Genomic DNA, 21,397 nt, shown 5'->3' with positions numbered 1-21,397 from the left:
CAGTGCTTGACACTGGGACCCAGGTTTTAATGCAAGAAACTACTTCTTTATCCCAGAAAATGAAAATTCCACTCTACGATTTTTAGCATGGTCTTTTTCGTACTTAGAATTTTTAGAATCATCTTTTACGTCAACCAAAGGCTCAGTTTCACCTTTAGAAGCAGTTTTGATTCTATTTTCTAGATAAGGCGTACAGCTGACCATAAACTTTTTACCTGCATCTGCTCTTCTAGCACCTAATGCAAGATTATATTCATGAGAACCACGATTATCAGTATGACCAGTTAAAGTAACCTTTGCGTCAGGATTATTTTGTAACACTTCCATCACGTCAAGTAATACATCTGCACTCACTTCACCGATACTAGATTCATCATAACCAAAGAAAACTCTTTTATCACCTATCTGCTTAACAACAGCATTCATTTTATTTGTCGTATTTACTCCTTTTTTAGGGCAAGAACTTACACCAGTAAGAAGCAAACAAAAACAACACATTATAATCAGTCTACTCCACATTACTAAACCTCCATAAATTTAAAATACAGTGTGTAATTTTAATTCTAGTACTAATAATTCCTCTATACTAGAATAGAGTCAAGGAAAATAAAATACTAAATGTTTTTTTTACAATCTTACAATTAACTTTCTGATAAGATGCTCAGTTCTTAGCAATGAGGTACAATAAAACAATAAAATACAATTTTTTATTGTACTTTAAGCAAATATACTTTTAACTTTATTATTAATCTATTACGATATTAAGCAGATGTTTCAAAGCAATGATAAAAATGGAATCTTATAAGTTTTTAGAGGAAGTATTAGATAAGGTAAGGAATATCGAAAACATACTAGAACTAGTAAGTAAAAGCCAATTGAATGTAGAGGACAAAGTTGAACAAATGTGTCTTCTAAGGGAAATCAAACATGAAATTATCTCTCATAATGCAATAAAAGAATCATTAGCAAATGCTCTTAGCAACAAGAAGAGTGCGAACACTCAGCAGCTAAAGTTAATAGAGAAAATACATAAAAGCAATAGTGCTATTCCTGTTGATTTAGTAAAATCTTTGCTCAAAGCTAAGATTGAATGCCAAAACTTACGGAAGCTAGCTAATTCTGAAATCAGTAATTTAGAAAAGCTGAAAGAACGCTTTGCTGATCTAATCAAACTTGCTCGTGAAGTAGCTTCTATAAAATCGCAGCAATTAAAGTGCTCAAAATATGACTCACTGCTTGCTGATTATGACTCTAACATCACAGAAAAGAATATAAACGAAATATTTCCTAAATTAGGCAAATTTTTTAGTGAAAATGTAGAGAAAGTAATTCAAAAGCAGAAGAAGGATAAGGTTACTAATATACAAAAAGTTACGGTTCAGAGACAGATTGAACTTAGTTCCTTATTCTTACAGCAAATGAGTGTTACACCAAATGAGATTTCCATTTCTTATTACGATCCTATCGATTCAGATGAATCTGACCTTTGTTATGGTTTATTTTTACTTTTACGGCATACTGGTCATGCAATTCATCAAAAATGTTTAGCGCAAAATTCTATAAAGAGCTCAATTACTAAACATATTATGTATGAAACTCAAGGATTATTCATGGCAAGGATCATTGGAACATCCAGAGAATTTATTGAGTTCATTCAACCACACATAAAGGAGAAACTTTCTACAAAAGGCAAAATTAATAGTAGCGTTGAAAATTTGTATTTGATTTTCAATAAAGTAAACCTTTCATCTTTTTTGAAGAATGCAGATGAATTTAGTTTGTTGGCTCACATTATGCTAAGAACTAAATTAGAACAAGATTTAATAAATGGTACGTTAGAAGTTAAAGATCTACACGATAAATGGTTGGAAGGTATGAAGCATTACAAGATTTCAATAAAAGCTAAAAATGAGCTAGACACTTATTTTCAAGATGAGTATTGGATAAGTGGTGTTATAGGCTACTTTCCTATAAAAGTCATAGCGTTAATCGCTGCTGTGCAGTTTTTTTCTTTCATTAAGAAAAATCATTACGAATTTTTAGATTCTATAGTAAAAGGAGATTTCAGTTTACTTATCAATTGGTTCTCTAAAAATGTATATAGTGCAAAGTATGGCTTTTTGGAACAGCTAAAAAAGGTAACAGGTAGGGATTTAGATATTGAGTGCTACACTAATTACTTATCTGAAAAGTATAATTTGTCTCAATAAATGTTTTTCTTGAGTTGTGTATGAGTTTTGTTCAGAATTTAATCAGAAATTTTTTTACTTTCAAAGGTTTATTTGCTAGCGATATTGCTATAGATCTTGGTACTGCAAATACTTTAGTTTATCAGAAAAGTCAGGGGATAGTGCTTGATGAACCCTCAGTTGTAGCAAGAGTAAAAGAAAAAGGAAGTTACGTTCCTTATGCTTTTGGCAAAAAAGCTAAGATGATGCTCGGAAAAACACCTGGAGAAATAGAAGCGATAAGGCCCTTGAAAGACGGAGTTATTGCTGACTTTAAAAGCGCGGAAGAAATGTTAAAATATTTCATACGCAGCGCAAACACAAGATTCACTGTTAATAAACCTAGTATTATCATATGTGTTCCATCTGGATCTACCCCAGTTGAAAGGCGTGCTATACAAGATGCAGCAGAAAGTGCTGGTGCAAATGAAGTATTTTTGATTGAAGAACCAATGGCTGCAGCAATCGGAGCTGGGCTCCCGGTTACTGAACCTGAAGGTTCTATGATCGTTGATATAGGAGGCGGTACAACTGAAGTTGCAATTATTTCTTTAGGTGGAATTGTTTATTCACGTTCTGCCAGAGTAGGTGGTGATATTATGGATGAGGCAATAAAGTCATACATTCGTGAAAATCATAAGTTATTGATTGGCGAAACAACTGCTGAAAAAATTAAGAAAAACGTCGGTTCAGCCAGTCTGCCAGTTGAAAACAACAAAGAGGGAATGATAATTAAAGGCAGGGATTTAGTGAGTGGTATGCCAAAAGAAATGCTTTTATCAGAATATCAAGTTGCAGAGAGCCTAATAGAGCCTGTACATCAGATAATTTCTGCTATTAGAACTGCACTGGAGAGCACTCCACCTGAACTTTCTTCTGATATAGTTGATAGAGGAATAATTTTATCTGGTGGAGGTGGATTATTGCGCAACTTGAGTAAAGTTATTAGTGAAACAACAAAATTACCAGTTCGTGTTGCAGATGATCCACTTTGTTGTGTTGCCCTGGGTAGCGGAAAAGTACTTGAAAACATGGACTATTTTGGCCATGTTTTATTCAAGCAAGATTAAATTGTTTTTGAAGGCAGTTTATCGAATTGTTTTGATGGAATTATGTAATATAAATGAGATCCCAGTGTCACGCACCAAGTAATTTAAAGGCAGCAGGAAGGGGTGTCATCCCAGCGCTTGACACTGGAACTTGACTACAAATAAGTATGCTGTTTCGATGAAATTGTGTAATAGAAACTGGATTCCAGTGCTTGACACCAAGTTTGTGTTTATAAATTATATGCTAAAAGAATTTGAAATTGAACCTTTATTAAAAGATAAAGCTCCGCATCAAACTAAGGCTATTGTTGCAATGTCCGGGGGAGTTGATAGCTCCGTTGCTGCAGCACTGCTGTATAATCTTGGGTACGAAGTGATAGGTGTGACTCTTCAGCTATATGGCACTGATGGCAATGCTAATGCAAGAAAAGGTGCATGCTGCGCTGGACAAGATATTTATGACGCCAAACGCGTAGCTGAAAGTGTTGGCTTTCCTCATTATATTTTAAATTACGAAGAAACATTTAAAAAGGAAGTAATAGAAGATTTTGCGAATACTTACATGCGTGGGGAAACCCCCATACCATGTGTAAGATGTAACCAAACAGTAAAATTCCGTGATCTATTGCAAGTCACAAAAAATCTTGGTGCGGATGTGCTCGTAACAGGACATTACGTAAGAAGATTAGAAGAAAATGGTGAGGTAAAGTTGTGCAGAAGTATTGATAAAAGTAAAGATCAAAGTTATTTTTTGTTTGCTACAACTGAGGAGCAGTTAAAGCTTTTGCGATTTCCACTAGGTGGGTTTTATAAAAGTGATATAAGAAAATTAGCAAAGTATTTTGGCTTACAAATTTCTGAAAAGCCAGACAGTCAAGATATATGCTTTGTTTCTCAAAGCTATACTAAGACAATAGCTAAATTAGCTCCACAATCTGTACAGAAAGGTAAAATAGTAGATATTCATGGAAAAGTGTTAGGTGAACACAGTGGCATAGTAAATTTTACAGTAGGGCAAAGAAAAGGCCTCTGCATTGCACACAGTGAGCCTCTTTATGTAGTAAGAATTAATACAGAAAATAATGAGGTTATAGTAGGTCCGATCAATGCGCTAATGCAAAAAAGGATATTGGTCAAAGAGTTAAATTGGCTAGAGCAACCAAAAGAAGGGATGGAAGTCACTGTGAAGCTCAGGTCATCACATGCAGGAAGCTTAGCAACAATACATTCAACTGACGAAAAAAACAAAGCCTGTGTAATTTTAAACGACGATTACTTTGGCATCAGTCCAGGTCAAGCCTGTGTAGCGTATAAAGATGAGCAAGTAATTGGCGGTGGATGGATATGCTCTTAACTAAAGGGCTTAATTCTTTGATACAGAGTGTAAACGTACAATAATATTTATTGCTATTTTGCCATGTATCCCTTATACTATAAAGTAGAACATTATAGGTTTTAGCAATGGTTAAGGAAGTTGAAGAACTAATAAAAATTGTTGGTAAAGGCAATTTATTAGAGGCCTTGTTTATTTTTTTAGGCAATTTTCAACATGCTAACTCAACTGGTGAAATAGACCATAGAAACCATATTGGTTTGTCTTCATTCGTTAGAAAAAAAGAGGAATCATTAGATAAATATTTTAACTTACAATTTAGTCTACAAGGGTTGTTCTTAATTTATACTCAAGCTTATAAAATTTTAAGCGGAAGTAATAATCTGAGCACTCAAGATATCATAGATGAAATATATAAAGTTATTAAGGAGTCTGAGTTAGGTAAAGACATACACGAAATAGTAGATGGAAGAAAATTAGATTTACTTAACGTTTTGGCAAATCCAAAGAGAGAATCAATATTTAAAACAGCAGAAGATTTTGAAAATAAGGTGCTTATTGATGTTAGAAGGTTGTTAAGTGAAGAAAATGCATTAAACGAATATGATAGAGAATTTACCTTAAATAAATGCATTATTAACTTCTATTATTCTATTCACAACATAAAAGTAGATAAAGATATAGCATTGTTCTTTTCTTTAGGTAGTCATTATAAAAAACTTTCGTCATCTAACAAAACAGTAAAAAGAGAAGTATTAGAGATATGTGAAGATCCATTAATAGAGGGCTATATAATGCTCTTAGCTGACTCACTACACAAGATCGAGCTATCAAGTAGAGATAAATATACAGTCGACTATGAGAATGTGGATTGGCAAGAGAAGAAACAATCGAAAGTGAATGGATTAATATATCCTATAAATAAAAAAAACACCCTAGAGCGATTGTTAAACAACCAAAATAGTGATGAATTTGAACAATTAGTAACAAGCTCTGAGAATATACACTACTTAGTGCCACAAAAAGAAAAAGATCGTAAAAACACGTCCTATAAATTAGCTTTAGGCATGTTTATATTGTCTGTTGGATTATATACTGCTGATTATTTCTTTATGGAGCAAAAGTTATTCAACTCAATAACAAATATTTTGCCACAAAATAATCTCATCAATTTCATAGTTGCTGCAGTACTTACTATCGTAATAGTATATGCTTTATTTCAACTACTAAAATCACCTCAAGAACCGCCACATTCAGCAGTCAATGGTGCAATTATTAATGATCTTACAAATGGTCCTACACAGTCCAGGCGTTCATGAATCTCTACTTATAAATGATAAATGTAGTACTCTTAAAGCGTATGCTATATAATATCTTCTCTTGAATAACGAGGTAATCCATGGATTTAAGTAAAATAACAGCGGGACCAAATGCGGTGAATGTGGTAATTGAAATAGGCGCAAATGCTGAACCCGTAAAGTATGAATTTAATAAAGAGCTTGGGTTGTTACAAGTTGACAGATTTTTGTCTACCTCAATGACTTATCCTTGCAATTATGGGTTTATACCAAATACCTGCGCAGGTGATGGTGACCCTGCGGATGTTTTGGTGCTAACTCAATTTCCTTTAGCGTCTGGAGTTTTGATATCAGTGCGTCCAGTAGGTGCATTACTTACCAAAGACGAGAAAGGAGAGGATGAAAAAATATTAGCCGTACCTATCTCTAGTGTTGATAGCTATTATGACAATATAAACAACTATTCTGACCTACCTAAAAGCTTACTAGATAAAATAGCTCATTTCTTTTCTCATTATAAAGATTTAGAAAAGGGAAAAACGGTGACAGTTGGAGAATGGGCTGATGTAGAAGAAGCAAAAAAAATCATTGAAAAAAGTAGAAATTAGTTTGCGTTGATTTAGCCTTAAATTATAGTTATTCGGAAAAATATTGTTGTTTTTAATGGGTAAATATTGGTATCCGTTCAGGATAGCGGTAAGGTAGTATAACCATAGAGTAAAAGTGAGTTTACAACAAATGGTGTCATCCCAGTGCTTGACACTGGGATCCAGTCCTTTCGCACAAAAAACGTTGTAAAGTAACTTAGTTGGATCCCAGTGTCAGCTACTCTGATGACAAGAAAGGGAGTACAGGTTTCAATATTTGCATGCATCTGAACAGATACAAATATTGCAATTAAAAGCATTAGACAGGCAGTAAAGGTCTTGATATTATAGTAATAATTTGGAAGGGTGGCCGAGCGGCTGAAGGCGGCGGTTTGCTAAACCGTTATACGATTGAAAAGTCGTATCGAGGGTTCGAATCCCTCTCCTTCCGTATATTATTGTTTAGGTATTCATTACAGTAATTTTACCCTCTTTTTAAATTATTAAAAAGTTAGCTAGCGTTTATTCAGTATTTATTATAGAATTAGTTATTAGCTAAATAATTTTATATGCATAAAATACTAATTTTGATATTAATAATGCTGCCGCTTAGGTTACTTGCAACTGAGATTGAAATTGTTGCAGATGTAAATGGTGAGCCAATTTCAAATTTAGATATCGAAAGACGTATAAACTTCATAAATTCATTGCTTGGCACTCAGAAGATTAATCAAAAAGAGGTAAAATCTCAAATTCTAAGACAGTTAATAGACGAAATTATCATTGTCAGCGAAGCACAGAAGATGAATATAGAATTGAGTAACGAGGAGTTAAATAATGCTGTCACGTTATTCTTAACTCAAAGTTTAAAACTTAAGGCTGATGAAGTTGATCAATACGTAAAAAAGCATAATATAGATCTCAATACCCTAAAAAAACAAGTAAAGTGTCAGCTACTGTGGAACAAGATTATTGAAGTAGGAGTTGTACCGCTTATTAATATCAGCGATCAAGAAGTGGATGATGCAAGAAAGCAAAAAGAGAAGTCTGATTACCTTATTACGTTTCAGGAGTTCATAATTCCCGATCAGAAGATAGCTGAAGACTTAGTAAAAAAATTACGTACCAGTAATAATCCAGAATCTTCAATAAAGATGCGCAAAGCAACAGTTAATTTAAGTCAGCTAAAAGGTACTCTCAAGGACGTTTTGGAAAGATTAGAAATCAGTGATGTAGCAGGTCCGGTTAGTTTAAGCGAAGGTTACTCTGTTATAAAAGTCATAGATAAGGTACAGCTCGATCATACACTGCTGAAAAGTACTTTAAAACTGAAACAGGTTGTAGTTGAAGGTTCAGAAAGTTTACTCTCTAATTTTAAGGAGCAAAAGGTCAGTTGTTTAAATTTTGAAAAGTTAGCAGATGATTTCAAGTTGCCAAGCGTAAAAGAGTTTGAAATAAAAATGCGAAATTTAAATCCTGATTTACAGATTTTATTTAGTAAAACAAATATGAATGAAATAGTAGAATTAAGAGAAAATAGCACTGCAAAGTTGATGATGTTATGTGATATCAAAAATAATGCAATGGATATAGAAGCAATCAAACAGGAAATGTATCAACAAAAGATTATGATACAAAGCAACCTGTTATTGGATAATATGCGTAAAAATGCAGCTGTTAGTTATCAGTTTAATTGAAGTTAGAGAGGTTTTCTACTCCATAAAAAGTTTATGAAGAATATAATGCTCATTGGCGGTGGAGTTGGAAATGCAGTGTTATTTTCGATAGGCAAAGCTTGTCTTGAAAACAATCATAAGGTTTTATATTTCGCTGGCTATAAGAAATTAAGTGATGTATTTAAACGAGCACTGATAGAACGTGCATCAAACGTGACAGTTTGGGCATGTGAAGAAAGATTGATAGAAACAAGCAGAGAACAGGATAAATCCTTTCATGGTAATATAGTTGATGCAATAATCTCATATCAGCAAGGAAAGTTAGGTAAAATTACTATTAGTTTAAACACTATAGATAAAATCATCACTATTGGTTCTGATAAAATGATGAAAGCTATAAATGAAGCTAGAAAAACAATTTTAAAACCATACCTAAAACCAAATCACGTAGCAATATCATCTGTTAACTCTCCTATGCAGTGCATGATGAAAGAAATCTGCGCTCAATGTATTCAGCAACACATAAATAAGGAAACAGGAGAAATAAGTTTTGTTTATAGTTGCAGTAATCAAGACCAGGATATGGAGCTTGTTGACTTTGATTTTTTAAGTGAGCGCTTGAAGCAAAATAGTTTACAAGAAAAGCTCACTGCAAAATGGATAGAACATGTTCAAAGACACTAAACAGCACAAAGAGGAACTAAGGAAGCAATATAGAACCATAAGAAAAGATATTGATGAAAGTTATTCTAATTATGCAGCAAATTCTCTTATTAATCTTTTTAGTCAAAACTTAAGTTGCGTTAAAGGTAAAACAATAGCAGCGTACATTCCAACAGACGGAGAAATTAATGTTGTGCCTTTGATGCATCGTTTGCTTGATTTAGACTATAAAATAGCAATTCCTAATAAAAATAAGTTATTAAAATTTGAGGAATGGAATAAAGCAGATGAAGATATAATCCCCGATACAATCATTACTCCTGTTATTGCTTTTGATGATCATTTTAATAGGTTAGGTTTTGGCGGTGGTTGGTATGATACAATGATAAAAAAATTACGGCCACTTGGAAAAATATTTATAGGTGTAGCCTATGAGAAGCAATATTGTAAAAATTTACCTGTGGAAAAACACGATCAAAAATTGGATATTATAATTACTGAGATGTGTGTTAGATTAAAAATGGAAAAGTAGGGATCTATTCGGGAACGTTTAAAAAAGGATAGGCATCAAGTTAAGGAAATAAAGGTATGAAGAAGATAGGATAAGAAGATATAAAATTCTCTCGGGTATATTTTAGTGAGAGAACTAATGATGAATAAAATAACTTGCTTATCAAATCACCTCAACAAATTTTTCAATGAAATGGCAAATAATTGAAACAGAAAAGGAAAAGAAAATTGAGTAATTGATGATTCATAAAAGCTATAATTTTGGGTAATATAGGGGTTACAAACTGAATCATAGATACAATGTGCCAATTATTAAATGAAGAATCTGTGATAATAACGAAACAGGGTTTAGATTTCAGGTTTACTAAAGAAGCAGTAGAATTTATGAAAAGAATGTACAATGGCTTTATTTTAAAATACCCTGCAAATTGATTGTAGAATCTTGCAGCAATTTAAAAGCATTGGATAGTAGCTTTGCCTAAGAACCTGTTAAGAATCTTGGAGAGATGAGGTAAAATAGGCATAGATTTAAGAAAGAGGTATATCTATGCAAAACAAGTGATATAAGTCGAAAGCAATTTGAAAAAATCAGAGCAATTTTAGAAAATAGCAGAAAAAGAACAAAACCAAGAAAACTTGACTTATATCATGTGTTTTATGGACTGCTATACGTCCTAAAAAGTGGCTGCCAGTAGACCAAAGAACTTTCCAAGGTATATATTACTATTTTCAAGCTTGGAATAAAAAGAATGGAGAGGAATCAAGTTTACTAGTTAAAAAAAATTAGTTGGAGAGCAACAATGGTCGAAAAGAGAAAACCAGTTTCTGTATAATTGATGCCCAAAGTGTTAAAAATACAGATACCGCTGAAAGTAAAGGCTATGATGCTGGTAAAAAGATTTCAGGCATAAAACGCCATATTGCAGTTGATACGCAGGGTTTACCACATGCAATTTATGTAACAACAGCAGACACAACTGATCGCAGCAGTGCTATGAAAATGGTTGAAAGTGCGCAAGAAAATCTCTCTGAGGTCAAAAATGTACTTGTTGATGCAGGTTACACCGGAGAAAAATTTGCAACTCAAATAAAAGATATTATCGGTGCAACTGTTGAGGTTATAAAGCGCAGTGAGTTATATTCTTTTGTTGTGCTTCCAAAGAGATGGGTTGTCGAACGCTCTTTCGCTTGGTTAGAAAAATGTAGACGATTGTGGAAAAATTGTGAGCGTAAACTTAATACTAGCCTACAGATGATTGTTCTCTCCTTCGTTTCTCTCCTAATTACGAAGATTTTAAACAGGTTCTTATAGCGCTTTAGTCCCACCTATAGTAGTAAGATTATCTACTTATTATTGTATGGGAATTTACCAATTATTAAGATAATCAGTGTAGTAAAAACATATTCTAATAGTATGGAAAAATAAAATGATACCTGAACAATCTATAAAAAATGGCGTTATAAATTTACATAATTTTCGTAACAACACAATAGGTGAGCTTATCGATTGTTTAAAAACAAGAGACGATATCAAAGAATTTGCTTTTGAAGATGATGATACTGATCATAGTATACAATCTATACAATATAGAAAAGGTAGAAATATTAGTAATAATATGAAACTTAGGTGTATAGGTGTAGGAATTGGTTTAGTTGCTGGTCTAGTTGCAGGATGTTGTTTAGGGCAAGAAACTTTAGCTCTTATTGGCGGTTCTGGTGTAGTGTTGATTGCATTTGCTATAGTTGGTGCATTGATTGGAGCTGGAGCGGGCTATGTCGTAGGTAAATGCCTTGACAAAATTAAGGTTACAAATATGCAAGGAGAAAGAAGTTGTTAAAGGTTCGTGTTATATTCTGAATTTCTTTCAATACTTAAAGATTTACAATCAGAGCAAACTACCTGGCCACGTGGAACTGATTTCAGCTCATCAGTTGAAACTTTACTTGAGCAGAATATGCATTTTATTTTATCACTTGGGGCGAGTGAGTGATCAACAGCAATTCTATCATCAAAAACAAAACACTCGCCTTCCCAATTACCACTTTTATTACCAGTTTTTTCAAGGTAGGAAAGAATACCGCCTTTAAGATGGTAAACATCTTTAAATCCAAGGCTTTTCATATATGCTGTAGATTTCTCACATCTGATTCCACCAGTACAGTACATACCTACTTTCAGGTCTTTACTCTCAGAAAATGACTCTGCCCACTGAGGAAAATCGCGAAAACGCTGAGTGTGTGGATTAATTGCATTTTTAAACTTGCCTAGTTTTACTTCGTATTCATTTCGTGTGTCTATCACTAAAACATCAGGTTGAGAGATAAAATCATCCCAATAATCTGGATCAATGTACTGACCTCTAATGGAAGTATCGAGATTACTTACACCAAGATTCACAATTTCTCTTTTTAATCTTACTTTCATCTTACTAAATGGTTGATATTCTGCTGCACTCTCTTTCCATGTAAGGTCCCTTAGTCTATAATCAGAACGTAAAAAATCAAATATTTTATCAATCGCGGTTCTTTTACCAGATACAGTTGCATTAATACCCTCTTCTGCAAGGAGTATAGTACCCTTTAATTCGACATTATCGCATGCAACTTTTATTTCATCTTTCATGTCATAATAATTAGAGAGTTTTACAAAATGATAGAAAGTTGCAATGACAAAACTCATAATTAATTAGTTTATCGATTTAAAACATAATATATAAAATTATGAAGATATTCAATAGGACGGCTGTTAATTACTGGATATCTTTAGTTTTTGCATATAACATTTTAATATCAAATATAGATTCAAGTTAATGTTTCTGAGAGTATTTAAAAATATATTCTTGTTTTTAGTAAGTGTATTATTTGTCTGCCCTATACTATCGTTAATATCGATTCTATTTACAGAATCAGCAAACTCTGGATGGGTAATTAGTAGACTTTTTCCTGAATATATACTCAATACGTTAATTTTGATGGTAGGAGTAGGGTTAATATCCTTTATATTTGGAGTAATTCCAGCTTGGCTTACTACATTTTTTTCGTTTCCCGGAAGTAGAATTTTTGAGATTGCCTTATTCTTTCCGATATCAATTCCTGGATATATAGTATCGTTTGTTTATGTAAATACGCTAGAGTTTTCAGGTCCGATTCAGAGCTTGTTAAGAGATACTTTTCAATTGGGCAAAGGTGACTATTGGTTTCCCGAGATCAAATCCCTAGGTGGTGGAATATTAGTAATGGGATTTAGTCTATATCCATACGTTTATATGTTGGTCCGCTCAAGTCTAAAGAGCGTTAGTAACTCAGTCACTATTGCATCAACACTTGGGTTCTCCTCATTACAGAGTCTGTTTTCTGTCATCATACCCTCCATACGTCCATCAATTATAGCTGGGTTATCCTTGGTACTAATGGAAGTAATTACAGATTTCGGCACACCACAGTTTCTTGCTATCGATACTTTCACGACGGGAATATACCGTACTTGGTTTTTACTGCATGACAAATATTCAACTACTGTTTTGGCAGTTGCAGAACTGATTTTCGTTGCAACACTAATAGTTATCGAAAAAAAACTACAAAAAAGAGAAATATCTTACTCTTCAATCAATACTAATGCAGATTATCACAATAAACGTAGTATAAACGGTTCTATATCGTTGATCTTTTCTTATCTTATGTGTTTATTGCCGATATTAATAGGCTTTATTTTACCAATGATTCCACTTATATATTGGAGCATAGAGAAAGGCTTTTTCATATACGAAGCAAGATTTTATAATATAATAACAAACAGTATTAGTTTATCGTTTATTACCGCGCTAATCTCGATCAGCATTGCAATAATTATTGGATATACAGCACGTAAAAATAAAGTAATAAGCAATATAGTACGTCTCATTTCTCTTGGATATGCAATTCCAAATGCAATTATTGCAATTAGCATAATAATGTTTTTAAGCAGAATATCTTCTTTCATTACTCAATATATTGTAGAAATTAGCTTGGTAGGAACTATTGGCGCATTAGTTTACTCATATTTATTTCGTTTTTTTGCTATATCTTTCAAAGCAATAGAGTCGGGACTCAAAAAAACACCAAATGAAATTGAATGGACTTCATATACTATGGGTCATGGGCCTATTTCCACGTGCCTGAATATTCATATTCCCCTTATCAAGAAAAGCATACTATCGGGATTTCTGCTCGTGTTTATGGATACGGTAAAAGAACTCACGGCAACACTAATTATCAGACCATTTAATTTTGAAACTATATCAACTAGAGTATATGAACTTGTCAGCGATGAGCGTTACAGAGAAGCTGCCCCATTTTCGTTAATGATAGTTATTATAGGTTTAACCTCTACAATAATCTTATTCACACTTGATGATAAGAATCAAAAATAAACTATTTTGCATCTGTTCAGCAGAGTAACAAAATAAGATAGACGAAAAAAGACAACTATAGAAGCAAATGGTCAGTGCTTTCGTGTTTATCAACTTAGTTGGATCTCAGTATCAGCTACTCGGATGACATTATGGAAGCTCAAATGACAAAGCAAGAAGCACTGGTTTCAGATGCACTTAAACAAATACACTATCTTGATGATCAATGAGGTCTAGTGTTAACGTATGGACTATCTAAGGAAAAGGGTGGTACCATAACATCAAAGGTTTTTATGCTCTCTTCGTTCAGAAATTCATATTTACCCTGCATTATTCCTGATGGTGTATTTAAGTATGTTCCACTTGTATATTTGAATACCTCTCCAGATTTTATTACAGGTTGTTCTCCAATAACACCAACTCCGGCAATTTCATTTATTTTTCCCTTATGATCTATTATTTGCCAATAGCGACTTAATAATTGAATGGTTGATGAGCTTTTGTTTTTTATCTTAACATTATACATCCATACGTAACAATTTTCATAAGGAATGGATTGCTCTTCAATGTAAATTGGCAAAACTGTAACTTCGACAGAATTAGTAATAAGTGTGTATTTCATGGTCATCGTAAAGTGTTCATGATAAAAGTTTAACACACTTCAATTATACACTTTTTTCATAGATTTTCCAAGCATATTATCGTACTCTAACTAGGAAATATTAATCTACATGATGAACAAAACAGATCCACTGGATAAAAAAGTGATAGGAATAATAGGAAGTGGGCAATTAGGTAAAATGACTGCTATCGCTGCAATAAAACTTGGGCACAAAACGCATATTTTTGCCAGTACTAAAAACGATCCAGCTTGTTCTGTTGCTGATGATTTAACAATAGCAGACTTCTGTGATAAGAGGGCACTTGAATCTTTTGCACAGAGTGTGGATTTAGTCACTATTGAGTCTGAAAATATTCCATGTAGTGCAATTGATATTGTGTCGCAGCATACAGATTTTTATCCAGGTAAAAAGGCGTTACACATTTCGCAAAATAGGCTGAGAGAGAAAGATTTTATTAGAGATTTAAGCATAAAAACTGCTGATTACAAAAGTATACAAAATTATAATCAGCTACTAGAAAGTAGTGAAACTTTTAGCTATCCAGTGAGGCTAAAAACAACAGAAATGGGTTATGATGGAAAAGGACAATATGTGATTGAAAATGATTCTGAACTGAAGCAATTTGCTTCCTTCGATTGGAATAAAGAGTACATTCTTGAAGCAAGTGTTGATTTACTGAAAGAGGTTTCAATAGTCGTTGCAAGAGATAAAAACGGTAAAGTAGCTTTTTTTACTATAGCAGAGAATCACCACGTTGACGGAATACTTAATACTTCAATAGCACCAGCTAAAATAGATAATAAATTAGCCCAAGAGGTACAAAAAACTGCAGAGAAAATAGCAACTGCACTTGATGTAGTAGGAATTCTAGCTATTGAATTTTTCATCACTCAAAATCATGAATTACTAGTTAATGAACTGGCCCCAAGACCCCACAATTCTTGCCACTGGAGCTTGGATGCATGCAACGTTAGTCAATTCGAGCAGCTAGTTAGGATAATATGCGGTCTATCTGTGCAGGAAGTAGTATTACGCTTTCCTTGCATGACAAAAAATATAATAGGTAATGATATATATAATTCTCACAAATATTTGAGCAACGAAAAAGCTAGTTTAACCATATATGGGAAAAAAGAGGTTAGGGACAAGCGTAAAATGGGACATGTCAATATAGATTTAAGTTATTGAGCTATAAATGCTCTTTGATCAAGATCTCCAAGATCTGCACTATATTTAGTGCTGCACCTTTGCGTAGATTATCAGCTACTATCCACATATTTAATCCGTGTTTAACGGTATCGTCTTGTCTAATACGCGATATGTATACGGCATCCTCTTGCACAACATCAACCTGAGTCATATATCCACCATCTTCGCGCTTATCTTGCACTAAAACTCCATCGTCTTCACTGAGCATTTCACGAGCTTCTTCTTCAGTTATATGCTGATCAAATTCTACATTTACTGCTATAGCATGACCAACAAGAACAGGTACTCGGACACAAGTTGCAGTTACTTTTATATCCTCTTCTAAAATTTTTTTTGCCTCCTCTTGCATTTTCCACTCCTCTTTTGTAGAACCATCTTCCATGAACTCTCCTATATGAGGAATGCAATTAAATGCTATTTGCTTAGGAAATATTTCAGGTTTTTTAGCTTCATTCATAAAGATTTTTTTTGTCTGATTGTAAAGCTCATCCATTGCTGCTTTACCTACACCAGAAGTTGATTGATAAGTTGAAGCAACGATTCTCTTTATTTTTGCTTTTTGGTGTAATAAATGTAATGCCAGCAACATTTGTATTGTAGTACAATTTGGATTAGATATTATGTTATGGTTTTTATACTCCGTAATTTTATCTTTGTTGATCTCTGGAATAACTAGTGGCACGCCTTCTTTCATCCTAAAATGAGAGGTATTATCTACGACAATACATCCAGCTTCAGTTGCAATCGGTACGTATCTCTCGGAAACATGAGACCCAGCACAGAAAATTGCTATATTAATTCCAACAAAATCGTAGTTCTCAAGGTCTAAGACAGTTAATTCTTCATCGCCGAAACTTACCTTTTTTCCCTCTGATTTTTTTGATGCAAAAGCAACAACAGAATCTATTGAAATTTTTCCTTCGTCTTGAAACTCGGCAAGCGCGCTTAATACCTCACGCCCTACTCTTCCTGTTGCTCCAATAACTGCAATCTTACATCCCATATAAATAAACCTTTGATTTTAAAGCTATATTATATTTTTACTGATAAAATTTACAATTACTTTAATATTTTTACCTTGCAATTAACCATAATTTAGTTATAATTATAAGATACTAGTAATATTGCATGGTAGAATGAAATGAGTAAAAAACATGATGACACTAAGGTCAAATCTGTAGTATCTGCATTTCAAAAGCCTGAAAAAGTCAATAGATTAGAGATTCAAGATGTTCTTTCGAAAAAAAGCAAGCCAGCGATAAATTTTGATGATAAAAAGTATGGTGTAAAAATTCCTAAGACAGATCAGTATCTATCAAATAAAAAGCAAGAACCTTTCAGACTAAAGGATTTTTTAAGTTCAATACCAATAATAGGAAGATTTTTAGTGAAAATTTTCACGCCTGAAAAAGAAGAGTATAAAAAACTGCAATCGCAAATAGGTCTTTCTAATAAAGCAAAAAATGAGATCTACATAGATAATAAACGAACAGAAGAAGTAGGTAGCAAACTTGAGAATGGTAATATTGAACAAGTAGATAAAGAGAAAAAAAACCTTGGCCCATAAATATTAACCATTTAAAGTGCATCTCTCACTACTCAATTTGTTGCACAGAAGTCTTGCAGTACCACAATAAATAAATGGGTATGCCACTTGCAGTAAACAGGCTCGAAATCAGCAGAGTACCTACAGGGGTTTGTAATATCACCCAACAACAAAAGGTTGTTGCTATGCTACCAATTAAAAGCTTATAACAACTCCTCTCCTTTATAATAACCTTTAGAAAGGCAAAACAGCACGCAAGATAAACGAACAAAAATGAAATTACAGAAAAGTCAATAATCGACGTAATCTGCTGGGCAAAATTGTTGTTTGAAGTGAGAATTAGTAAAATTGCAGTTCCAATTGAACTAACTGTTATTCCCCAAAAAGGAGAGCCATGCTTGTTCCTTTTAGCAAAGAATTTTGGCATTAGTCTATCTTCTGCAAGACCAAAAGCAACTTGTCCACTAGATAAAACCCAAGCGTTTAGACTGCCAACACAAAAAATGAATGCAACTATAGAAACAATTAAATGCCAATTACCAGAAAACATAATTTTTATCGCATCAACATATGGTGCTCTTGAACTTGCTAAATTGTTGCCATTGATCAATCCCATAATCGCAAAATTGTTGATAAAATATATAACAGCAACACAAACTGTGCCAAGCACCACAGCTTTTGGTATAGTTTTAGCTGGATTATCAACAGACCCTGCAGGTGCTGTTGCCAATTCAAGTCCAATAAAACACCATAAAGTAAGGAGTGTAGAGCGGGCAAGAATTTGCGATGTTGTAAGACTTAATATTTCTTCACTTATGATAAAATTATTTCTATCGAAAAAAAACAACGCTGCTACAGGTATTGCAAGCAATACAGCAACCTTCACAACCGTGAGCAGAAACTCAACGTGCCCTGCAGTAGCTATTCCCCTTAAATTTATTAATGTAATGATTGTAAATAACAACAGCTCTAAAAATAAACGCATACTTTTGATATCTTCATGGAAAAATGGTGTAAGATAGCCAACACCCACAACTATTAAAGCTGTTGTACTAACCCATGAGATTACCCAATATGTCCAACCAACAAAGAACGCTGCAGCAGGACCAAAAGTATGTTTCACATAAACGTGAGGACCTCCTGTTTCTGGAAACTTTGCACATAGCGTAGCAAAAACTAGCGCAAGAGACACAGCACCAGCTCCTGATATCATCCAGCTTATAAGGCTATAAGCGCCATATGGAGCAAGGCTAATTGGAAGCATGAAAACCCCAGAGCCGATCTGACTGCTGATTACTAAAGCAAAAATAGCCCAAAACCCTATTTTATTTGACACAATACCTCTTAATTCTATTAATGTAAGCCAGTAGTATAGCTTAAGAATTTTAGCAAATAAAAAATTTAAGTTAAGTTTTTAGTTTATGATACCAAAGTAGATAAATAAGCGTGCCGCTTAAAGGGAATAGGCTTGATATTAACAATGTTTTTATAGAAGTCTCGTATACTATCCAGCAGCAAAAAAGTACAGCCACGCCTCCAATTAAAGATTTGCAGTATTTTTTTTCTTGAATGATAACCTTAAGAAAAGCAAGGCTACATGATAAGTAGATAAACAAAAATGACACTACAGAGATATCAATTATTGAAGTTACTTGCTCAGCAAAACTTTTGTTTGACGTTAGGATAAGTAAAACTAACACCCCCAAAGTACTTAGTATTATTCCCCATAATGGAGCATCATGCTTATTTTTTTTGCCAAAAAATTGCGGCATTAACTTGTCTTTTGCAAGGCCTAAGGTGACCTGTCCATCAGCTAAAAACCAAGCATTTAAATTACTTACAGAAACGATAAAGGCAACAACAGAAATAATTAAATGCCAATTACCTAGAAACATAATTTTTATCGCATCAACATATGGTGCTTTTGAACTAGCTAGGTCATTACCACTTATCAATCCCATAATTGAAAGACTATTGATGAAATATATCACAGCAACACAGACTGTTCCAAGCACTATAGCCCTTGGTATTGTTTTAGAGGGATTATTGACAGATCCTGCAGGTGCCGTTGCTGATTCAAGCCCAATAAAACACCATAAAGTAAGGAGCGTAGAACGAGCAAGAGTTTGCGATATTGTAAAGTTTGATACTTCCTCACTTACAATAAAATTATTTCTATCAAAGAAAAATAGCCCTGCTATGGGTATTGCAAGAAGTGCGATAATTTTAACAATGGTCAGAAGAAGCTCAACATACCCAGCAGTAGTTACCCCTCTTAAGTTTATTAGCATGATAGCTAAAATTAATGTTATTTCTAAAAGCAAACGTATATCTTGTATATCATTATGAAAAAGCGGAGCTAAATAACCGATACTTGCAATTGTCACAGCTGTTGAACTAACCCATGAGCTTAGCCAATAAGTCCAGCCAACAAAAAAAGCTGCTGTAGAGCCAAAGGCATGTTTCACATAAATATGAGGACCACCCGTTTCTGGAAATTTTGCACACAATGCAGCAAAAACTAAAGCAAGAGATATAGCGCCAAATCCTGATATCACCCAGCTTATGAGGCTATAAGCGCCATAAGGTGCAAGGCTAATTGGGAGCATAAAAATTCCAGAGCCAATTTGGCTACTAATCACCAAGGCAAAAATAGCAAAAAAGCCTATTTTATTTGACACGAAAATGTTTAATTTTTATCTGAATAATTAACAATATAGTTGAAGCTCAGAAATTTCAATTGATCTTTTTAATTTGCATTTTTTTAATTTAAGCATATAATTAAAAGTATATTAATAAATTATTTAAGAGTTAGCATGAAGTTAGCATGAATCCAAGGTTAAAAGTTTTTTTGATTAATTGTAGTTTTATTTTATTCTTATGTTTTATTTGTTATTATTTAAGTCTTTTCATTAACTATATCCTTGATCCAATTTTAGTTCGTCCTTGTAGTGAATTAATTGGTAATCTTTATACCTACTTATCTACAAGTACCTCTAGTCCTACATTAGCGTTCTTTGCTACAGGTTTTATTGTTATCGCTGCACTTATTTGCCTGAAGAAAATGCTCCTGCCTTTGCAAGAGAAAATCACAAACAACTATAACTCATTTAAATATGACAACATTGATAGTAATAACATGTTATTTGAGATTTATAATGATCCGACAATAAAACTAAAGGACAAAATCTTATTTTTCAATATACAGTTAATATATTATCTACAGCTTCCATTTTTGTACGTTGCATCAAAAATATCAGCTCTACGTAGAGTTTTTATATTCAATTTTGGTTTATTATTGTTAAATTATACACTGCTAATTCCAGTAGCATTTCTTGAGTTAATAAAGTATCCATTGATAAAGCTCTTCTCGCCTCTGGGTTTAAGTGTAAAGCAAATGAGCTTTTTGTTTAATATAAGTGATGTGGGTGCTGATAGACAGAGTGTCCATACGAGTAGTTTTCAGCATAGCATTCTACAATGCGCTCAAGATTTAAAGCAGAAATTTGGGAATCAATCAAATGTACTCAATAAAGACTTTGAAGATTACATAAATAATTCAGATGAGTTGACAGGGAATCAAAAAGAACAATTAAAACTTTATCTTAACTTTAATGGTTCCAATGGAGCAACTTATAGAGAATCAAGAACTGAATTAACGCTAACACAAGCTGCAAACTTAGTTTTAGCTGCAGGCAAGAATCAAAAGTTAGATGTAGATTTACTAAAATGCATGTTACTCATGCGTTTACAAGAAGGAAATGGTGCATGTTATCTTGGAATGTTTAATCGTATTATTTATTCGCTTAGTTACCTTGAAGTAAAAAATAACTTTAAAGTTGAGGTAAATGCTCAAGTATACGAAAGAATGCCAAGCATCACGGAAGAGTTTCTCAACCATTGTGAAAGTAAAAAGATGAAGATTTTAAAGGATAATTTTGACAATTTCTACTCTGAGAATGATATGGATCTTGAAGTAAAAGATAGTATGGGTAAGTTGATGGAAGAGGCAAAGCAATTTGTCTTTAATAAGCTGTATGTTGATTACTATAACAGATATGGCCAAGAGGTTGGAAGAGCTCCTATAAAGCAGAAATTGAAAGAACTAATTACAGATGAGGATATCAAGGAAGCAGTAAGTGCTGTAATAGATAATATAGAAATCCCTGAAAAACCATCTACTTATCTTGAAAAGATGAAAGCATTTTTTGCAGGGCATACAAGATTCTCTGCTGCTTAGAGCTCTGAGACTTACCTAAGCTTTGGTTGTGAGTTAGGCGTGAAGCT

20 protein-coding genes, 1 tRNA gene and 2 pseudogenes are annotated in these 21,397 nt (G+C 33.4%); 16 read left to right on the top strand and 7 right to left on the bottom strand.

The window, feature by feature from the left end; all coding sequences use genetic code 11:
• Positions 1-39 precede the first annotated feature (39 nt).
• Entirely contained in the window at positions 40-519 is a 480-nt protein-coding gene (locus BWZ41_RS07060) for an OmpA family protein (RefSeq protein ID WP_143689902.1), read from the bottom strand.
• Between the two features lie 272 nt (positions 520-791).
• On the opposite strand from BWZ41_RS07060, the gene BWZ41_RS07055 reads away from it, so the two are divergent.
• From BWZ41_RS07055 to ppa, 5 genes are all read left to right on the top strand, one after another.
• Entirely contained in the window at positions 792-2,210 is a 1,419-nt protein-coding gene (locus tag BWZ41_RS07055; RefSeq protein WP_143689958.1) for a gluzincin family metallopeptidase, read from the top strand.
• Between the two features lie 20 nt (positions 2,211-2,230).
• Positions 2,231-3,298, top strand: a complete 1,068-nt coding sequence (locus tag BWZ41_RS07050) for a rod shape-determining protein (protein WP_007302210.1) — start codon at positions 2,231-2,233, stop codon at positions 3,296-3,298.
• Positions 3,299-3,518: 220 nt separating this feature from the next.
• Positions 3,519-4,631, top strand: coding sequence for a tRNA 2-thiouridine(34) synthase MnmA (gene mnmA / locus BWZ41_RS07045; RefSeq protein ID WP_143689901.1), 1,113 nt, complete (start codon positions 3,519-3,521; stop codon positions 4,629-4,631).
• A 107-nt stretch (positions 4,632-4,738) separates the two neighbouring features.
• The gene (locus BWZ41_RS07040) at positions 4,739-5,929 is read left to right on the top strand and encodes a WD1261 family protein (RefSeq protein ID WP_143689900.1); all 1,191 of its coding nucleotides are present in this window, start codon (positions 4,739-4,741) and stop codon (positions 5,927-5,929) included.
• An 80-nt stretch (positions 5,930-6,009) separates the two neighbouring features.
• Complete coding sequence (ppa, locus tag BWZ41_RS07035) at positions 6,010-6,516, top strand: inorganic diphosphatase (RefSeq protein ID WP_127463874.1); 507 nt, start codon at positions 6,010-6,012, stop codon at positions 6,514-6,516.
• 77 nt (positions 6,517-6,593) lie between these two features.
• Here the strand turns inward: ppa and BWZ41_RS07705 are convergent, their stop codons facing one another.
• Positions 6,594-6,782, bottom strand: coding sequence for a hypothetical protein (locus BWZ41_RS07705; protein ID WP_143689899.1), 189 nt, complete (start codon positions 6,780-6,782; stop codon positions 6,594-6,596).
• A 73-nt stretch (positions 6,783-6,855) separates the two neighbouring features.
• Here BWZ41_RS07705 and BWZ41_RS07025 point away from each other — a divergent pair.
• The 7 genes and pseudogenes from BWZ41_RS07025 to BWZ41_RS07000 all read left to right on the top strand — a co-directional run bounded on the left by BWZ41_RS07025 (position 6,856) and on the right by BWZ41_RS07000 (position 11,182).
• Positions 6,856-6,946: transfer RNA gene (locus BWZ41_RS07025), tRNA-Ser, on the top strand.
• Positions 6,947-7,064: 118 nt separating this feature from the next.
• Positions 7,065-8,192, top strand: a complete 1,128-nt coding sequence (locus tag BWZ41_RS07020; protein ID WP_143689898.1) for a SurA N-terminal domain-containing protein — start codon at positions 7,065-7,067, stop codon at positions 8,190-8,192.
• A 33-nt stretch (positions 8,193-8,225) separates the two neighbouring features.
• Positions 8,226-8,855 (top strand): ferredoxin reductase domain-containing protein, encoded by a 630-nt coding sequence (locus BWZ41_RS07015; protein ID WP_017532354.1) that lies wholly within the window; start codon positions 8,226-8,228, stop codon positions 8,853-8,855.
• Positions 8,839-9,366: a 5-formyltetrahydrofolate cyclo-ligase gene (locus BWZ41_RS07010; RefSeq protein ID WP_063630762.1), complete on the top strand. Its 528-nt coding sequence runs from the start codon at positions 8,839-8,841 to the stop codon at positions 9,364-9,366. Before BWZ41_RS07015 ends, BWZ41_RS07010 begins: the two co-directional genes overlap by 17 nt.
• Positions 9,367-9,486: 120 nt before the next feature.
• A pseudogene (locus BWZ41_RS08210) lies at positions 9,487-9,807 on the top strand (IS4 family transposase); the annotation flags it as partial.
• 100 nt (positions 9,808-9,907) lie between these two features.
• Positions 9,908-10,656 (top strand): annotated as a pseudogene (locus tag BWZ41_RS07005) (IS5 family transposase).
• Between the two features lie 115 nt (positions 10,657-10,771).
• Positions 10,772-11,182 (top strand): glycine zipper 2TM domain-containing protein, encoded by a 411-nt coding sequence (locus BWZ41_RS07000; protein ID WP_143689897.1) that lies wholly within the window; start codon positions 10,772-10,774, stop codon positions 11,180-11,182.
• Here the strand turns inward: BWZ41_RS07000 and trhO are convergent.
• Positions 11,179-12,024 carry an oxygen-dependent tRNA uridine(34) hydroxylase TrhO gene (trhO, locus tag BWZ41_RS06995; RefSeq protein ID WP_143689896.1) on the bottom strand — a complete coding sequence of 282 codons (846 nt, stop codon included), beginning with the start codon at positions 12,022-12,024 and terminating at the stop codon, positions 11,179-11,181. The two genes, BWZ41_RS07000 and trhO, sit on opposite strands and share 4 nt — an antisense overlap.
• A gap of 130 nt (positions 12,025-12,154) precedes the next feature.
• Between trhO and BWZ41_RS06990 the strand changes: the two genes are divergently transcribed.
• The gene (locus tag BWZ41_RS06990; RefSeq protein WP_143689895.1) at positions 12,155-13,753 is read left to right on the top strand and encodes an ABC transporter permease; all 1,599 of its coding nucleotides are present in this window, start codon (positions 12,155-12,157) and stop codon (positions 13,751-13,753) included.
• 202 nt (positions 13,754-13,955) lie between these two features.
• Here BWZ41_RS06990 and apaG read toward each other — a convergent pair whose 3' ends face one another.
• Complete coding sequence (gene apaG / locus BWZ41_RS06985) at positions 13,956-14,360, bottom strand: Co2+/Mg2+ efflux protein ApaG (protein WP_012481895.1); 405 nt, start codon at positions 14,358-14,360, stop codon at positions 13,956-13,958.
• A gap of 106 nt (positions 14,361-14,466) precedes the next feature.
• On the opposite strand from apaG, the gene BWZ41_RS06980 reads away from it, so the two are divergent.
• Complete coding sequence (locus BWZ41_RS06980) at positions 14,467-15,543, top strand: 5-(carboxyamino)imidazole ribonucleotide synthase (RefSeq protein WP_143689957.1); 1,077 nt, start codon at positions 14,467-14,469, stop codon at positions 15,541-15,543.
• A gap of 1 nt (position 15,544) precedes the next feature.
• Here BWZ41_RS06980 and BWZ41_RS06975 read toward each other — a convergent pair whose 3' ends face one another.
• Positions 15,545-16,567, bottom strand: a complete 1,023-nt coding sequence (locus BWZ41_RS06975) for an aspartate-semialdehyde dehydrogenase (protein WP_143689894.1) — start codon at positions 16,565-16,567, stop codon at positions 15,545-15,547.
• A gap of 138 nt (positions 16,568-16,705) precedes the next feature.
• Between BWZ41_RS06975 and BWZ41_RS06970 the strand changes: the two genes are divergently transcribed.
• Entirely contained in the window at positions 16,706-17,131 is a 426-nt protein-coding gene (locus BWZ41_RS06970) for a hypothetical protein (RefSeq protein WP_017532207.1), read from the top strand.
• A 28-nt stretch (positions 17,132-17,159) separates the two neighbouring features.
• Here BWZ41_RS06970 and BWZ41_RS06965 read toward each other — a convergent pair whose 3' ends face one another.
• Complete coding sequence (locus tag BWZ41_RS06965; protein WP_143689893.1) at positions 17,160-18,446, bottom strand: APC family permease; 1,287 nt, start codon at positions 18,444-18,446, stop codon at positions 17,160-17,162.
• Between the two features lie 70 nt (positions 18,447-18,516).
• Positions 18,517-19,791 carry an APC family permease gene (locus BWZ41_RS06960; RefSeq protein WP_143689892.1) on the bottom strand — a complete coding sequence of 425 codons (1,275 nt, stop codon included), beginning with the start codon at positions 19,789-19,791 and terminating at the stop codon, positions 18,517-18,519.
• 146 nt (positions 19,792-19,937) lie between these two features.
• Between BWZ41_RS06960 and BWZ41_RS06955 the strand changes: the two genes are divergently transcribed.
• A complete protein-coding gene (locus BWZ41_RS06955) occupies positions 19,938-21,350 on the top strand; it encodes a hypothetical protein (protein WP_143689891.1) in 1,413 nt (470 codons plus the stop codon).
• Positions 21,351-21,397 lie beyond the last annotated feature (47 nt).

Source organism: Wolbachia endosymbiont of Nilaparvata lugens (assembly GCF_007115045.1).
In the GTDB taxonomy this organism is placed as follows: domain Bacteria; phylum Pseudomonadota; class Alphaproteobacteria; order Rickettsiales; family Anaplasmataceae; genus Wolbachia.
This window is presented reverse-complemented; position numbering and strand designations above follow the sequence as displayed.

Excerpts from the sequence above, each read along its gene's own strand:
- mnmA (WP_143689901.1), top strand. The coding sequence starts at position 3,519 with ATGCTAAAAGAATTTGAAATTGAACCTTTATTAAAAGATAAAGCTCCG.
- ppa (WP_127463874.1), top strand. The coding sequence starts at position 6,010 with ATGGATTTAAGTAAAATAACAGCGGGACCAAATGCGGTGAATGTGGTA.
- BWZ41_RS07050 (WP_007302210.1), top strand. The coding sequence starts at position 2,231 with ATGAGTTTTGTTCAGAATTTAATCAGAAATTTTTTTACTTTCAAAGGT.
- BWZ41_RS07705 (WP_143689899.1), bottom strand. The coding sequence starts at position 6,782 with ATGCATGCAAATATTGAAACCTGTACTCCCTTTCTTGTCATCAGAGTA.
- BWZ41_RS07055 (WP_143689958.1), top strand. The coding sequence starts at position 792 with ATGGAATCTTATAAGTTTTTAGAGGAAGTATTAGATAAGGTAAGGAAT.
- BWZ41_RS07040 (WP_143689900.1), top strand. The coding sequence starts at position 4,739 with ATGGTTAAGGAAGTTGAAGAACTAATAAAAATTGTTGGTAAAGGCAAT.
- BWZ41_RS07015 (WP_017532354.1), top strand. The coding sequence starts at position 8,226 with ATGAAGAATATAATGCTCATTGGCGGTGGAGTTGGAAATGCAGTGTTA.
- BWZ41_RS06980 (WP_143689957.1), top strand. The coding sequence starts at position 14,467 with ATGAACAAAACAGATCCACTGGATAAAAAAGTGATAGGAATAATAGGA.
- BWZ41_RS06990 (WP_143689895.1), top strand. The coding sequence starts at position 12,155 with ATGTTTCTGAGAGTATTTAAAAATATATTCTTGTTTTTAGTAAGTGTA.
- BWZ41_RS07020 (WP_143689898.1), top strand. The coding sequence starts at position 7,065 with ATGCATAAAATACTAATTTTGATATTAATAATGCTGCCGCTTAGGTTA.
- trhO (WP_143689896.1), bottom strand. The coding sequence starts at position 12,024 with ATGAGTTTTGTCATTGCAACTTTCTATCATTTTGTAAAACTCTCTAAT.
- apaG (WP_012481895.1), bottom strand. The coding sequence starts at position 14,360 with ATGACCATGAAATACACACTTATTACTAATTCTGTCGAAGTTACAGTT.
- BWZ41_RS07060 (WP_143689902.1), bottom strand. The coding sequence starts at position 519 with ATGTGGAGTAGACTGATTATAATGTGTTGTTTTTGTTTGCTTCTTACT.
- BWZ41_RS06975 (WP_143689894.1), bottom strand. The coding sequence starts at position 16,567 with ATGGGATGTAAGATTGCAGTTATTGGAGCAACAGGAAGAGTAGGGCGT.
- BWZ41_RS07010 (WP_063630762.1), top strand. The coding sequence starts at position 8,839 with ATGTTCAAAGACACTAAACAGCACAAAGAGGAACTAAGGAAGCAATAT.
- BWZ41_RS06970 (WP_017532207.1), top strand. The coding sequence starts at position 16,706 with ATGAGTAAAAAACATGATGACACTAAGGTCAAATCTGTAGTATCTGCA.
- BWZ41_RS07000 (WP_143689897.1), top strand. The coding sequence starts at position 10,772 with ATGATACCTGAACAATCTATAAAAAATGGCGTTATAAATTTACATAAT.
- BWZ41_RS06955 (WP_143689891.1), top strand. The coding sequence starts at position 19,938 with ATGAATCCAAGGTTAAAAGTTTTTTTGATTAATTGTAGTTTTATTTTA.